13 protein-coding genes are annotated in these 13,917 nt (G+C 43.8%); 12 read left to right on the forward strand and 1 reads right to left on the reverse strand.

What is annotated here, in order from left to right; all coding sequences use genetic code 11:
- The first annotated feature begins 7 nt into the window (after window positions 1-7).
- The 3 genes from D8790_RS06820 to budA all read left to right on the forward strand — a co-directional run bounded on the left by D8790_RS06820 (window position 8) and on the right by budA (window position 2,055).
- A complete protein-coding gene (locus D8790_RS06820) occupies window positions 8-313 on the forward strand; it encodes a DUF4298 domain-containing protein (protein ID WP_125388064.1) in 306 nt (101 codons plus the stop codon).
- 158 nt (window positions 314-471) lie between these two features.
- Entirely contained in the window at window positions 472-1,221 is a 750-nt protein-coding gene (locus D8790_RS06825; protein WP_125388142.1) for a PHP domain-containing protein, read from the forward strand.
- A gap of 114 nt (window positions 1,222-1,335) precedes the next feature.
- Window positions 1,336-2,055, forward strand: coding sequence for an acetolactate decarboxylase (gene budA, locus D8790_RS06830; RefSeq protein WP_125388065.1), 720 nt, complete (start codon window positions 1,336-1,338; stop codon window positions 2,053-2,055).
- A gap of 167 nt (window positions 2,056-2,222) precedes the next feature.
- Here the strand turns inward: budA and fbpA are convergent, their stop codons facing one another.
- Window positions 2,223-3,872 (reverse strand): Rqc2 family fibronectin-binding protein FbpA, encoded by a 1,650-nt coding sequence (fbpA, locus tag D8790_RS06835; protein ID WP_125388066.1) that lies wholly within the window; start codon window positions 3,870-3,872, stop codon window positions 2,223-2,225.
- Between the two features lie 532 nt (window positions 3,873-4,404).
- Between fbpA and trpX the strand changes: the two genes are divergently transcribed.
- From trpX to D8790_RS06880, 9 genes are all read left to right on the forward strand, one after another.
- On the forward strand, window positions 4,405-5,412 hold the full coding sequence (gene trpX, locus D8790_RS06840) for a tryptophan ABC transporter substrate-binding protein (RefSeq protein WP_125388067.1): 1,008 nt from the start codon (window positions 4,405-4,407) through the stop codon (window positions 5,410-5,412).
- Window positions 5,413-5,723: 311 nt separating this feature from the next.
- Window positions 5,724-6,770 (forward strand): phenylalanine--tRNA ligase subunit alpha, encoded by a 1,047-nt coding sequence (pheS, locus tag D8790_RS06845; RefSeq protein WP_048764605.1) that lies wholly within the window; start codon window positions 5,724-5,726, stop codon window positions 6,768-6,770.
- 170 nt (window positions 6,771-6,940) lie between these two features.
- The gene (locus D8790_RS06850; protein ID WP_125388068.1) at window positions 6,941-7,453 is read left to right on the forward strand and encodes a GNAT family N-acetyltransferase; all 513 of its coding nucleotides are present in this window, start codon (window positions 6,941-6,943) and stop codon (window positions 7,451-7,453) included.
- A 99-nt stretch (window positions 7,454-7,552) separates the two neighbouring features.
- Window positions 7,553-10,000, forward strand: a complete 2,448-nt coding sequence (gene pheT, locus D8790_RS06855; RefSeq protein ID WP_376739453.1) for a phenylalanine--tRNA ligase subunit beta — start codon at window positions 7,553-7,555, stop codon at window positions 9,998-10,000.
- 116 nt (window positions 10,001-10,116) lie between these two features.
- Window positions 10,117-10,839, forward strand: coding sequence for a hypothetical protein (locus D8790_RS06860; RefSeq protein ID WP_125388069.1), 723 nt, complete (start codon window positions 10,117-10,119; stop codon window positions 10,837-10,839).
- Between the two features lie 26 nt (window positions 10,840-10,865).
- Entirely contained in the window at window positions 10,866-11,258 is a 393-nt protein-coding gene (locus tag D8790_RS06865) for a YbgA family protein (RefSeq protein ID WP_125388070.1), read from the forward strand.
- Between the two features lie 184 nt (window positions 11,259-11,442).
- The gene (locus D8790_RS06870) at window positions 11,443-11,874 is read left to right on the forward strand and encodes an SP_0198 family lipoprotein (RefSeq protein WP_062004223.1); all 432 of its coding nucleotides are present in this window, start codon (window positions 11,443-11,445) and stop codon (window positions 11,872-11,874) included.
- A gap of 254 nt (window positions 11,875-12,128) precedes the next feature.
- Window positions 12,129-13,190 carry an ABC transporter permease gene (locus D8790_RS06875; protein ID WP_185761925.1) on the forward strand — a complete coding sequence of 354 codons (1,062 nt, stop codon included), beginning with the start codon at window positions 12,129-12,131 and terminating at the stop codon, window positions 13,188-13,190.
- Entirely contained in the window at window positions 13,191-13,856 is a 666-nt protein-coding gene (locus D8790_RS06880; protein ID WP_125388071.1) for an ABC transporter ATP-binding protein, read from the forward strand.
- The last annotated feature ends 61 nt before the right edge of the window (window positions 13,857-13,917 follow it).

The following is a 13,917-nucleotide window of genomic DNA, read 5'->3' on the forward strand; positions in this document are numbered from 1 at the left end:
GGAGATAATGTCCCAATTGAAACGAATCCAAGAAATGGAAGAGCATTTGAATAAATATTCTCAGGTCTTAGCGAAAGCTCAATCAGCTTTGGCTGAGCTGGAGGCCAGCCAGAAGAATTATATCCAGCTCCGAGATTATTACACCAGCCAGGTTTTCTTTGACGATTTGGAATTTTCCAATCGACCAGACTTTCCTGAGGATGTGGCCTGCGGTGTTCTGAGCGAAGATGCTGTCTACGATCTCATGGGAGAGCACTTTGAGACGGCGCTGCAGCTGCTAGACCTATCCAGTGCTATGCTGAAAGAAAGGTAGAGGCCTAGGAGGATTTTTGAAATAAAATGGCTTCTGTCGAAAGGCTAGAGCATGGACAACGTCAACGAAAGGATCGGAAATGTGGGAAATCTAAAACAAAGGCCGACCAACCGTTGACATTATTAAAGGAACATAAGATTTGCAGAAAGGCGGCAAGCATGCGCGACAACCATCTTCATACCTATTTTTCCTATGATTCTGAGGCGGATTTTTCTGACTATCTGGACCATTACGAGGGCGAGATTGTCACTACCGAGCACTATGACCTGTCCAATCCCTACCCTTACCAAGCTACCTCGCCCCATGATGATGTGCCTGACTATGCGGCCTATTCGGCAAAAATTGCAGAGCTGAACCAGCAATATGGCAACCGCATCAAAAAGGGGATTGAAATTGGTTACTATGCTCCGCGTAAGGCTGATATTTTATCATTCCTAGCCGATAAGGAATACGATCTGAAACTCCTATCTGTCCACCACAATGGTAGTTTTGACTATCTGGAAGAGCCTGTCTTGCAGCTGGATAAGATGGAGTTAATTCCTCGTTACCTGAGAGAGCTGGAAGAGGCTATTGAAGCTGTTCCGGCGGATGTCCTAGCTCACTTTGACTATGGCTTTCGGAAATTTGAGCTTACCGTAGAGGAGTTAAAAACTTTTGAGCCTCAGCTGCGACAGCTTTTTCAAAAGATGATTGATCATGATCTGGCCTTTGAACTCAACTGCAAGTCCATGTATTTATACGGTCATGAAGACCACTATATCTACGCTCTTAGTCTTGTCAAGGAGCTTGGTGGTCAGCGCTTTTCAGTTGGCTCCGATGGCCACAAACTAGAGCATTTTCGACTTAAGTTTGACCGAGTGGCTCAAATCCTCGCTGATGCCGGTATTGAGGAAAGTCAGTTGATTTAGGGTATCGGAATTACATTTTGATTGTCCATTAAACGATTTTTTTGAAATTCGACCAGAATATGATATACTTAATTATCTTAGAAAATACAGAAGTTTGTTGATATAGGAGAAAAAATGGCAGAGCCAGTGAAATTATTTCAGTATAATACCCTAGGAGCCTTGATGGCTGGACTTTATGGTGGGAGCATGACGATTGGGGAGCTCCTGAAATACGGCGATTTGGGGATTGGTACACTGGATTCCATTGATGGGGAGTTGATTGTTCTTGATGGTAAGGCCTATCAGGCTAAGGGATCTGGCAATGTGCCTGAAGTTGTAGAAGTTTCAGATGATGTAACAGTGCCCTACGCTGCAGTTGTTCCCCACCAAGCGGAGGTCATTTTCCGCCAACGCTTCGAAATGACAGATGAAGAGCTGGAAAAGCGAATTGAATCCTATTACGATGGGGAAAATCTATTTCGCTCCATCAAGATTCATGGAGAATTTTCCCACATGCATGTGCGAATGATTCCAAAATCGACTTCAGAGAAGAAGTTTGCTGAAGTAGCCGTAAGTCAGCCTGAGTACCATGCTGATAATGTCTCCGGCACCATTATTGGCTTTTGGACACCCGAAATTTTCCACGGTGTCAGTGTAGCCGGCTATCATCTTCACTTTATTTCAGACGACCATACCTTTGGTGGTCACGTTATGGACTTTGTTATCAAGGAAGGGATTGTGGAGCTAGGTGCTGTCGATCAGTTGGATCAACGTTTTCCAGTTCAAGACCGTAAGTTCCTCTTTGCAAAATTCAATGTCGATGAAGTAAGATCGGACATGGATAGGGTTGAGTAGTCAATTACTGTGACAATAGTCTATTTCTGATAAAAAAAGAGGCTAGGACTCTGCTGTCCCAACCTCTGAAAGATAACTAGAATTTTTAATTTAGTAAGTTTGAGGAGCCGAGGCTCCTCTTTTGTTTTTCAATATCCGCCAAATCCATATTTTAGAAACGGATTAGTTTACATTTTCATGCTTTTAATCTTTTCTTCATCAGGTGTGACGCGCAGGGTTTTCTGGCCTGTATAGGTGACAAATCCTGGCTTGCCACCGGTTGGTTTATTGAGTTTTCTGACTTCAATCATGTCCACTTGGACCAGATTGGAGAGTCTGGCCTTGGAGAAGTAGGCCGCTAGCTCGGCAGCGTCTGTCTTGACTTCATCGCTGGGCTGGAGATTGCCGGTGATGACCACATGGCTTCCTGGGATATCCTTGGCGTGGAACCAAAGCTCGTCCTTCTTAGCCATCTTAAACGTCAGTTCGTCATTTTGTAGGTTGTTGCGGCCGACGAGGATAATGGTTTGACCGTCAGTTGCCAAATATTTCTCCGGTTTCTGCCTTTTCTGGATTTTCTCTCTTTGGCGTCGTCGGATAAAGCCAGTCTGAATTAGTTCCTCTCGGATTTCCGCAACTTCAGTTAGGCTGGCCTGAGCAAGGGCGGTTTCCACGCTCTCTAGGTAGAGTATGGTAGCCCGAGTCTCCTCAATCAAACTGGTCAGATGTTTGACGGCTTCCTTGAGCTTCTGGTAGCGTTTGAAATAGCGCTGGGCATTTTGGTTTGGGGTCAGGGCCTTGTCAAGCGAGATGCTAATCTTCTCACCTGTGTAGTAATTGTCCAGCTCTACCTGATCTTGGTCGTTGGGCACCTGATGGAGAAAGGTGGTCAAGAGTTCCCCTTTTTGGCGGAATTCTTCTGCATTCTCCGTTGCTAGGAGCTCTTCCTCTTGCTTGCCCAGTTTTTTCCGGTTCTTTTCCAACTCATTTTCTACCCTGCGGATGAGTTCGCTGGCCTGCTGGTTGACCCGATCGCGCTCAGCCTTGTCCTTATAGAAAGTATCCAAAAGCTCGGATAGTGTGGACATTTGGGTCTTGCTGTCAGAAAATAGCAGAGCAGAGAAGGATTTTTCGGTCAGGCTTGGCTGAGTCGGACTGGCAAAAAATGCTCGAAAGTTTTTGAGCTTGTCAGCTGTCAAACGGCCACTGAGTTCAGTAGCTGTATCCCGACCCAAGCCCTGAAAAATCTGCTGCAGGCGTTTGGGCTCTAAATTCTCTGTCTGTAGGATTTGGAAGAGCTTTTCATCACCTACAGTGAAAGGATTGAGACTACCTGTTTGAGGCGGTGCGACATAGGTTGAGCCCGGCAGGATAGTGCGATAGCTATTTTGCGAAAATCCGACATGTTTGATGGCTTCAATAATCTTACCGCTGGCCTTATCCAAGAGAATGATATTGCTGTGCTTGCCCATGATTTCGATAACCAGAGTCACAGCCACGCTATCTCCGATTTCGTTCTTATTGGAGACGCTGATTTCCAAAATCCGGTCATTCTCCACTTGCTGGATCGCTTCAATGACAGCACCCTGTAGGTATTTGCGCATGACCATGATAAAGGTATTAGGCACTGCTGGATTTTCAAACGTGGTATCTGTCAGCTGGACGCGCCCAAAGACCGAGTGGGCTGATAGGAGCAGCTTGTGGCTTTTACGGTTGCTGCGAATCTGTAAAACCAGCTCCTGTTCAAAAGGTTGATTAATCTTTTGGATGCGGCCGCCCAGCAGTTCGCGGCGCAGCTCCTCTGTCATATGGTGTAAAAAAAATCCGTCGAAAGACATGTTTTTCTCCTTGAAAGTTGCTAAAGAAGATTATAACAAAAAACCAAGCCAAAAGCTTCTAAAGTCTCATCAAAAAGAAATTTATTTTTTTCAATGATTATCGATATAAACAAAAACCGAACATTTTATAAAAATTTTCAAAAAAGCCTTGACATCCCTTCAGGAAAAAATTACAATATAGGAAATTAGAAAAGTAGTAGATGCATTTGTTTTTAGCGAGCTTGTGGTTGGTGGAAATGAGCAGCAAATCTTTACGAAATTGGGCTAATTGATAAAATGAATTTGAAACAATAAGAATTCGGTAGGCACACCTTACAGTGCAGCTTGTTTGATGACAAGACAGAGATATGGGGAAATACTAGCTATTTTTACATAATTGAGGTGGCACCGCGATTTACGCCCTCACACAGAATATCTGTGTGAGGTTTTTTTGTTGCTTATTATAAAAAATAAGGAGAATTGCCCATGTTTAAACGATGGCGTCCCTAGGGATTGAATAGCAAAAAATGAAATAAAGAAATGGAGAAAGAATATGAAAAATAAACATTTAATGACTATTTTAGGCCTCTTGGCTGTTTTGGTAATCGGTGGGATGGCTTATTCCAGCTTGAGCGGAAAGAGCAACGGATCTAAGACTGGCGACGATAGTAAGACAGCCAAGGTTGGTGTCTTGCAGTATGTTAGCCACCCTTCCCTTGATTTGATTTACAAGGGAATTCAAGATGGTTTAGCTGAGGAAGGCTATAAGGGCGACAAGATTAAGATTGATTTTATGAATGCTGAAGGCGATCAGAGCAAGGTTTCTACCATGAGCAAGCAGCTTGTTGCTAATGATAACGATGTGCTGATTGGGATTGCGACTCCGTCTGCGCAAGGACTAGCTGCGGCTACTAAGGACAAGCCTATCGTCATGGGAGCTATCACAGATCCAGTCGGAGCAAATCTAGTTAAAAATCTGGACAAGCCAGGTGGTAATATCACAGGTGTTTCTGACCACAATCCAGCTAAGCAACAACTAGAGTTGATTAAAAAATTAACGCCAAATGTGAAAACAATCGGTGCCCTTTATTCTAGCAGTGAAGACAACTCTAAAGCTCAGGTAGAAGAGTTCAAAAAATTGGCCGAAGAGGCAGGCTTCAAGGTAGAGGAATACTCTGTTCCTTCAACCAATGAAATTGCTTCAACTATGAATGTCATGACTGGCAAGGTTGATGCTATCTGGATTCCAATTGACAATACCATTGCGTCAGCATTTGCGACAGTTGTGTCCAGCAATAAAGAAGCTAAGAAGCCGATTTATCCAAGTGCGACGGCCATGGTAGAAGAAGGCGGTCTTGCCTCTGTCGTTGTAGACCAGTATGACCTCGGTGTTGCGACTGGTAAAATGGCTGCTAAAGTTCTTAAAGGTGCCAAACCTGCTGATACTGCAGTAGATATTTTTGATAAAGGTAAATCTGTTATCAATACTAAAAATGCCAAAGAACTGGGCATTACTATCCCAGAAGATGTCCTCAAAGAAGCAGGACAAGTGATTAAATAAAAGAAAAGAAGTCTGTTGCTCAACGGACTTCTTTTTCTTCTTGTAAATTCTATAACTGAGCTTGCGAAATGTTTAGAAATCTGTTAGAATGAAATATAATTGAATAGCAATCCGCAAGACCAGTAACCTAGGGGAGGTTTGACAGGGAGGGGAGCCAGCGACTGAGAGCTCTCTAGATGAAATCTAGGCGAATTCACTTGCTTTGGGATTGGTAATTAAGGTCTGGCTTGCCAGATAAAAAACGGATGGTACCGCGTGTCAACGCTCCGCTTCGGTGTGAGTGAGACCGCGGTTTTTATTTTGGAGGAACTATGTCAACAATTGAAGAACGATTGCAGAGTCTGCGTGAGGAAACTTTAGCCCAATTGCAGACCATTACTCTGGAAAATGCTAAGGATATGCAGGAGCTGAAAGTATCTGTCCTAGGGAAAAAAGGGAGTCTTACTGAGATTCTCAAAGGGATGAAGGATGTTTCTGCTGAGATGCGTCCTATTATCGGGAAGCACGTCAATGAAGCACGAGATGTGCTAAATGCAGCCTTTGAAGAAGCAGCTCAAATCTTGGAAGAGCAGAAAGTTGCAGCCCAGCTGGCCAATGACGCCTTGGATGTGACCCTGCCTGGACGTAAGATTCCGGCTGGAAATCGCCATATCTTGACCCAAACAAGTGAAGAAATCGAAGATATCTTTATCGGTATGGGCTATCAGGTTGTGGATGGTTTCGAGGTTGAGTCAGATTACTATAACTTTGAGCGGATGAATCTACCTAAGGACCACCCAGCACGGGATATGCAGGACACTTTCTACATTACAGAAGAGATCCTCTTGCGTACTCACACTTCTCCTGTCCAAGCTCGTGCCATGGATGCTCATGACTTTAGCCAAGGGCCACTCAAGATGATCTCTCCGGGACGTGTTTTCCGTCGTGATACAGACGATGCGACTCACTCTCACCAGTTTCACCAGATTGAAGGTCTGGTCGTAGGGGAAAATATCTCTATGGCTGACTTGCAGGGAACTCTGCAGCTGATTGTGCAAAAAATGTTTGGTGCGGATCGTAAGATTCGTCTGCGTCCATCTTACTTCCCATTCACAGAGCCATCTGTCGAAGTGGACGTATCTTGCTTTAAGTGTGGTGGGGCCGGCTGTAATGTCTGCAAGAAGACTGGCTGGATCGAAATCATGGGAGCTGGAATGGTGCACCCAAGTGTCTTGGAGATGAGTGGCATCGATTCAGAGAAATATTCTGGCTTTGCCTTTGGACTTGGTCAGGAGCGGGTAGCTATGCTTCGCTACGGTATCAACGATATTCGTGGCTTCTACCAAGGCGATGTACGTTTTTCACAGCAGTTTAAGTAAGAAGTCAGTAGAATAGGACTTGATTTGAACAATCCCATCACGACAAGCCTGATTAGCAATGTTTGCGAGCTTGAAATGCGTGGCATAGATGTTCATCAGTTTAGCTGCCTCTATAAGACATTTTTAGCTGGGAAGTTTATTCTAAGCCGCTTCTGGGAAAGGAGTGCCCTATGTTAGTTAGAGTTCGGCCAGAGGATCTGGATATTTTGCGGGACTTGGAAGTGCAGACCTACCAAGAAACTTTTGGTCCTTTCATCAAGCAGGAAGACTTGGAGCATTATTTTGCCCATGAGCTGGCGCGTGAAAGGCTGGAGCGGGAGTTGGCGAATCCTGAGTCTGAGCATTATTTTGTACTAGACAAGGAGCAAAAGATTGCTGGTTTTCTCAAGTGTAATTGGGGTCAGGCTCAGACAGAGCAGGAGTTAGAAGATTCCTTTGAAATTCAACGGATTTATGTGCTTGCCTCCCATCAGGGTCTCGGCTTGGGCAAGGAAATGTTTGAATTTGCTCTAGAAGAAGCCCGAAAACGTGGCTTTAGCTGGGCTTGGCTAGGCGTTTGGGAAAGAAATTTCAAGGCTCAGAACTTTTATTTTAAATATGGCTTTGAAAGATTTAGCCAGCATGAATATATCACTGGTGACACAGTCGATATTGACTGGCTTTTAAGAAAGAAATTAAATTAAAAAGACGAGAGTATCGCTACTTATTAGGCTTTTAGTGAAAACAGAAATTTATAGAGAGGAATCAAATACGACCGAAGATAGAACGGACTGGCTTTGTCTATGAAATCAAAGTTAGTTTTGGTCGGTCGTAAAATCATAAATATGTTAGTTAGTTATAAATGGTTAAAAGAGCTGGTTGATTTGGATGTGACAAGCGCTGAGCTGGCGGAGAAAATGTCCACAACTGGTATTGAAGTAGAAGGAGTCAGCTCGCCAGCTGAAGGTCTTTCGAAAATTGTTGTCGGAGAAGTTCTGAGCTGCGAGGATGTTCCAGATACCCACCTGCACCTCTGTCAAGTCAATGTTGGTGAAGACGAGCCTCGTCAGATTGTCTGTGGTGCACCGAATGTTCGCGCTGGGATCAAAGTTATGGTGGCTGTACCAGGCGCTCGCATTGCAGATAATTATAAGATTAAAAAAGGGAAAATCCGTGGCTTGGAGTCACTGGGTATGATTTGCTCTCTCAGTGAGCTGGGGATTTCTGATTCGGTCGTGCCAAAAGAATTTGCGGATGGTATCCAAATTTTGCCAGATAGTGCTGTACCAGGAGATGAGGTCTTCCCTTATCTGGACTTGGATGATGAGATTATCGAGCTTTCCATCACGCCAAACCGGGCTGACGCTTTGTCTATGCGTGGGGTGGCACACGAAGTAGCAGCTATCTACGATAAGCCTGTTCATTTCAAAGAATTTCCTTTGACTGAAGGGGATAAAGAGGCTGCGGCTAGCTTATCTGTAGCCCTTGAGACTGAAAAAGCACCGTTTTATGCCGCTCGTATTTTGGACAATGTGACCATTGCTCCGAGTCCTCAGTGGCTGCAAAATCGCCTCATGAACGAAGGAATCCGTCCGATTAATAACGTAGTGGACGTGACTAACTATATCTTGCTCTACTTTGGTCAGCCCATGCATGCCTTTGATCTGGATACATTTGAGGATGACCAGATTGTCGTCCGAGAAGTGCGTGCTGGTGAAAAACTGGTAACGCTGGACGGCGAAGAGCGGGAGCTGGAAGTTGGAGATTTAGTTATCACTGTGGCAGATAAGCCAGTGGCCCTTGCAGGCGTTATGGGCGGAGCAGCCACCGAAATCTCTGATAAGTCGACTCGTGTCGTTCTGGAAGCAGCTGTCTTTGATGGCAAGTCAATCCGTAAGACAAGTAGCCGTCTGGGCTTGCGTTCTGAGTCTTCTTCACGCTTTGAAAAAGGAATTAACCTTGCAACAGTAACTGAAGCTCTAGATGCTGCTGCAAGCATGATTGCTGACTTGGCAGGTGCAACTGTTCATGCTGGCATTGTCCAAGCAGGACAGTTAGATACGACTGACAAGCAGGTTTCGACTAGCCTTTCAGATGTCAACCGAGTCTTGGGAACAGATTTGACTTATGCGGATATTGAAGATATTTTCCGTCGTCTAGGCTTTGGTCTTAGCGGATCTGCGGACTTGTTCACAGTCAGCGTGCCTGCTCGTCGTTGGGATATCAGTATTCCAGTAGATCTTTACGAGGAAATTGCTCGTATTTATGGCTACGACCGCTTGCCAGTTTCCCTGCCTCAAGATGCTGGAACGGCTGGCGAATTGACGGCCACTCAGAAGCTACGTCGCAAGGTTCGGACGGTGGCTGAAGGAGCAGGTCTGACCGAGATTATTTCCTATGCCTTGACCACGCCAGAAAAAGCTGTCGAATTTACGCTTAATCCTACAAATCTAACGGAGCTTATGTGGCCTATGACAAGGGAGCGCAGTGTTCTTCGCCAAAATGTGCTCTCAGGCATGTTGGATACTGTCAGCTACAATGTTGCTCGTAAAAATAAGGATTTGGCCCTTTATGAAATTGGGAAAATCTTTGAACAAACAGGCAATCCGAAGGAAGAATTGCCTAATGAAATCAATAGCTTTGCCTTTGCCCTAACTGGCTTGGTAAGTGAAAAAGATTTCCAAACGCCAGCGACTCCTGTTGACTTCTTTTACGCTAAGGGAGTGGTTGAAGCGCTCTTTGACCGCTTGGGATTAGAAGCTGATTATCAAGCAACTGACCAGCTTAAGAGTCTGCATCCAGGTCGGACAGCGCTGATTTTGATCAAAGGTCAGCCTGTGGGCTATGTCGGGCAGGTTCATCCAGTGACGGCTAAGGCTTATGATATCCCAGAAACCTATGTGGCAGAGCTCAATCTGACAGCTATTGAGGCGAGTCTTGAGCCAGAACAGCCTTTTGCAGAAATCAACAGATTCCCAGCTGTTACTCGCGATGTGGCCTTGTTGCTCAAAGCAGAGATCAGCCACAGACAGGTGGTGGAAGCGATTCAAGCTGCCGGAGTGAAACGTTTGACAGATATCAAGCTCTTCGATATCTTCTCAGGTGAAAAGCTGGGTGTCGGCCTTAAGTCTATGGCCTACACACTGACCTTCCAAAATCCAGAAGACAGCCTGACTGACGATGAAGTGGCTAAATACATGGAAAAAATTGAAAAATCCTTGGAAGAAAATGTCGGCGCAGAAGTGCGCTAGTATATACAAAGAGAAGCAGTCCTTAAGGGCTGCTTTTATCTAATAGTAGGACTTTATAAAAAACTTGATTTATGGTATCCTAGTCCCAATAAAGATTTTACAGAAAGAATATTTTAATGGGATATAAAAGAAGTTATGCAGCTGAAATTGTAGCTATTATTATTGTTATTATTGGAACCTTCATATTCATTGGAGTAATGCAATCACCAAATAGTAGTGGTGGGAACCACAGTGATCGCTTAGAACAGCTAGAGTCTGAACGAAAAGATGCAAAGTTGAATGAAAGCCTGATGACTATTGAAAAAGCCAAAACCTTGGTTAATTCGGATTTTGCACCTGAGAATGAAACACCAGAAGAAGAGCAAAAAAGACTGCAAGCTTTTGTAGAGACCTATAATAAACAATTAGAGTCCGAACAAGCTTCTATCCGAAGAGAAAAGGAATCTGAGCAAGAAATTCTCAATCAAAATAATAAATATGTGGGCCCAATTCTAATTGGTGCAGGTATTATAGTTACTATTTTAGGTGTTTCGGCTTATAAGAAAGCTCATGAGCCTGCAGCTTTTACTATTTCTGATGATAAGATTGATGTTAAACCCTCTGTTTTCCAAGATATAAATCACATTAATTTAACAAATATTAAGCAAATAGAGTATGAAATTAGACGTGCTTATTCTAAAAATTCGAGATCAACTTATCGCATACTTTATTTTAAAGACGAAGAAGGAAAAACACTGGAAGAGATTGACTTGAATGATCTTGTTGATGCTGATTTCAATACCATTCATAGAGAAATTAGTGAGCGAGCTCCACATATTGAATGGATTTTTCCGAAATAAAAGGAAAAATTGTAGGAAAAGTAATTATGGAAAATTCAAACCAAATATCCCAATGTCAGACTCTTTGGGCTAGAAATAAATATCTGGTTCTCAGTCATTCCAGTAAGATCTATCTGGAAATCCGTCAGTATCTGAAAAGTGACTTGGTGGAAGCAACACATGTCCAAGACTTGATTGATCAGGCGGTAGCCCTGCCTGAAAACCGAGGTCAGGTCTGCAATGCCTTTCAGCATGTTTGGGGTTATTTTAAGAAAAAAGCCAGCCCCGCTGAAAAAGAAAATTTTATGCTTCTTTTAGATCGATACCAAGTAGGTCAGGTGGAGCAGAAGGTTTTGGTAGAAGCTGTGAAAGATTTGCTTAGAAAGTACCCCAATCCCTATCTGCAGAATTCCACTCTGTTATTTGGGGATAAGGCATAAGGCTCGGCCATCAAGGATGACTAGCTTTGATCCTCTAGAAGAAGCAAGAAATTCTACATCTCCAGTCAAGTTAGGCTGGAGAATTTTCTATTTTTAGATAAAAAATGCTATATGATTGACAAACAAAACAGACAATTGTAGAATACAATTATAAACTACAAGTGTAGAAAAAGGAGAAAGCAATATGACTATTTCGAAAAAAGCCTTTACTGGAATCTTATCATTGACAGTCGCAGTTCTATTGACTGCTTGCTCAGGCAATGCTAATCAGGGAGGAAATGCTAACTCATCACAAAATACCCAAAGCCAAACATCACAGCCTGCGCAAGAACAGGCTTCTTCATCCAATGCAGGTCAGACCAGCAATATAAACGGACGCTACCAAGCAACCGACCATGATGGTGACCAGCATGTCCTAGAAATCAACGGTAAGACTGGCACTTGGACTGAGACCGAGGTCGATGGCAGTAAGGAAATCAAACAGGTACAAGTAGATGCAGCGAAGCAGAGACTAATTGTCGGTGACGATGTCAAAAGTTACCGACAAAATGGCAATCAGCTGATTGTGAACGAATTGGATGATGATCCAGACACTCTGACCTTTACCAAGCAGTAAAGTGTTTCTTAATCTGCTCAGAAAAAGTGTGTGCGAAGCGTAAAGAAAAAGAAACAAGAACGGTTTCAGTATATGAACTGAAGCCCTTGTTTCTTTTTATTTTATGAATTTCTTTTAAGGAAAGTTTCTTACTTAGGGAACCGCTATACGACTTAGTGATTTTCGTGTGAATCTGGTTGCCATTAGTCTCATATGTTTTTCTAGCTTGCTTCTTTATGATATAATGATCTTTAACATCTCAAAGGAGGATAGCTTTGTTTTTAGCTTTTAAAGAGATTATCTACAGCCGTGGACGCTATCGTTTAGTGGTTGCTGTGGTCTTTCTCATTACCTATATGGTTTTCTTTTTGTCTAGTCTTTCTGTCGGTTTGGCTAGGCTCAATCGCTTGGCTCTGGACCAATGGCAGGCTGAGTCAATTGTCTTGTCGGAGTACGCCAATAAGAATCTAATCGCTTCGACTCTCAAGGAAGAGGAGTACAGTAGCTTGCTTCAAGGGGACTCAGTCGCTGCTTTGGGACAAACGTCAGCAGTGGCCAATTATGAAGATGGGACTGATAAACTCAATGCTCAAGTTTTTGGTCTCTCTTGGGATAGTTTTCTAGCGCCTGACATTATTGAGGGACGTCCTGCTGAGAATGCTCATGAAGTCATTGCGGATAAGCGCCTGCAACAAAAAGGTGTCAAACTAGGCGACCAGCTCCAGCTCAATGGCAGTGAGCGCCTCTATCAGGTTGTTGGCTTCACAGAAGATAATAGCTTCTTTACGCAACCTGTAATTTTTATGGATTTAGATGATTTCAGGGAATTAAAGTACGGCTCTAGTCAGGTTAAGAATATCAGTGCACTTGTGGTCAAAGATAGTCAAAAGATTGAAGAAACTGGGCTTAGTCAGCTCTCTATGAGTGAGTTTATAGAAAATATCCCTGGTTATCAGCCTCAGGTTCTGACTTTTTCCTTTATGATTGGGGCCATGGTTCTGATTACCTTTTTAGTATTGGGGATTTTCATGTACATTATCACCATTCAGAAGACCCAACTTTACGGTATTATGCGTGCCCAAGGGATTGCCAGTGGGAAGATTATTGCTTCTATTTTCTGGCAGATTTTCATCCTATCCACTCTGGGAATCAGCTTAGCTGTCTTGGCTCTTTTGGGAACCCAGCTAGTCTTGCCGGCCTCTATGCCTTTTTACAGTGATTGGCGAGCTTATGCTGGCTTGATTGTCCTGATTGTTTTCATGTCGCTGGCCGGTGGACTCTTGTCTATTCATCGGGTTCTGAAAATTGACCCTATCACAGCGATTGGAGGTGAGTAAATGCCAATCATAGAACTAAAAGGGGTTACAAAAGAATATGGTCAGGGGCATACGCTGGTCCAAGCCCTGAAGCCAACGGATTTCCGCTTGGAAGCTGGGCAGTTTGTAGCCATTATCGGGCCGTCAGGATCAGGGAAAACAACCTTTCTTACCTTGCTGGGCCATTTGCAAACTCCCTCAAAAGGACAGATTCTCCTACGTGGGAAAGATACTTCCCAGCTCAAGGAAAAGGAAAGGGCTGCTCTACGCTTCAATGATTTCGGCTTTATTTTGCAGGCTTCCAATCTCATTCCTTTTTTGAAAATCGAAGACCAGTTCCAGCTAATTGATCGTTTGTCTAAAAAAGAAAGGACAGATCTGGACAGTTTGATTGAGCTGCTAGATCTAAAAGACACGCTCAAGCAGTATCCCAAAGAATTGTCTGGCGGGGAACGACAGCGAGCTGCTATCGCCAGAGCGCTTTACAATAGCCCAGATATTATCTTGGCTGATGAGCCGACAGCTAGTCTGGATACGGAGCGGGCTAAGCGAGTGGTCCATCTGCTCAAAGAAGTGACTCAAAAATTTAACAAGAGCGTGGTCATGATTACCCATGATAACCGCCTACTGGACGAGGTTGACAAGGTCTATGAAATGCAAGACGGAGTGCTGACTCAAGTCCGATGAAGATGTAGCCAAACAAAAAATAGTTTGGGACAAGGAGAGTGCCACGATTCATGATCAGGGA

The organism is Streptococcus cristatus, assembly GCF_003943535.1.
Taxonomy (GTDB): Bacteria; Bacillota; Bacilli; order Lactobacillales; family Streptococcaceae; genus Streptococcus; species Streptococcus cristatus_L.

Coding starts and splice junctions, on each gene's coding strand:
- D8790_RS06820 (WP_125388064.1), top strand. CDS start 8: ATGTCCCAATTGAAACGAATCCAAGAAATGGAAGAGCATTTGAATAAA.
- D8790_RS06870 (WP_062004223.1), top strand. CDS start 11,443: ATGACTATTTCGAAAAAAGCCTTTACTGGAATCTTATCATTGACAGTC.
- pheS (WP_048764605.1), top strand. CDS start 5,724: ATGTCAACAATTGAAGAACGATTGCAGAGTCTGCGTGAGGAAACTTTA.
- D8790_RS06860 (WP_125388069.1), top strand. CDS start 10,117: ATGGGATATAAAAGAAGTTATGCAGCTGAAATTGTAGCTATTATTATT.
- fbpA (WP_125388066.1), bottom strand. CDS start 3,872: ATGTCTTTCGACGGATTTTTTTTACACCATATGACAGAGGAGCTGCGC.
- trpX (WP_125388067.1), top strand. CDS start 4,405: ATGAAAAATAAACATTTAATGACTATTTTAGGCCTCTTGGCTGTTTTG.
- D8790_RS06865 (WP_125388070.1), top strand. CDS start 10,866: ATGGAAAATTCAAACCAAATATCCCAATGTCAGACTCTTTGGGCTAGA.
- pheT (WP_376739453.1), top strand. CDS start 7,553: ATGAAATCAAAGTTAGTTTTGGTCGGTCGTAAAATCATAAATATGTTA.
- D8790_RS06850 (WP_125388068.1), top strand. CDS start 6,941: ATGTTAGTTAGAGTTCGGCCAGAGGATCTGGATATTTTGCGGGACTTG.
- budA (WP_125388065.1), top strand. CDS start 1,336: ATGGCAGAGCCAGTGAAATTATTTCAGTATAATACCCTAGGAGCCTTG.
- D8790_RS06880 (WP_125388071.1), top strand. CDS start 13,191: ATGCCAATCATAGAACTAAAAGGGGTTACAAAAGAATATGGTCAGGGG.
- D8790_RS06825 (WP_125388142.1), top strand. CDS start 472: ATGCGCGACAACCATCTTCATACCTATTTTTCCTATGATTCTGAGGCG.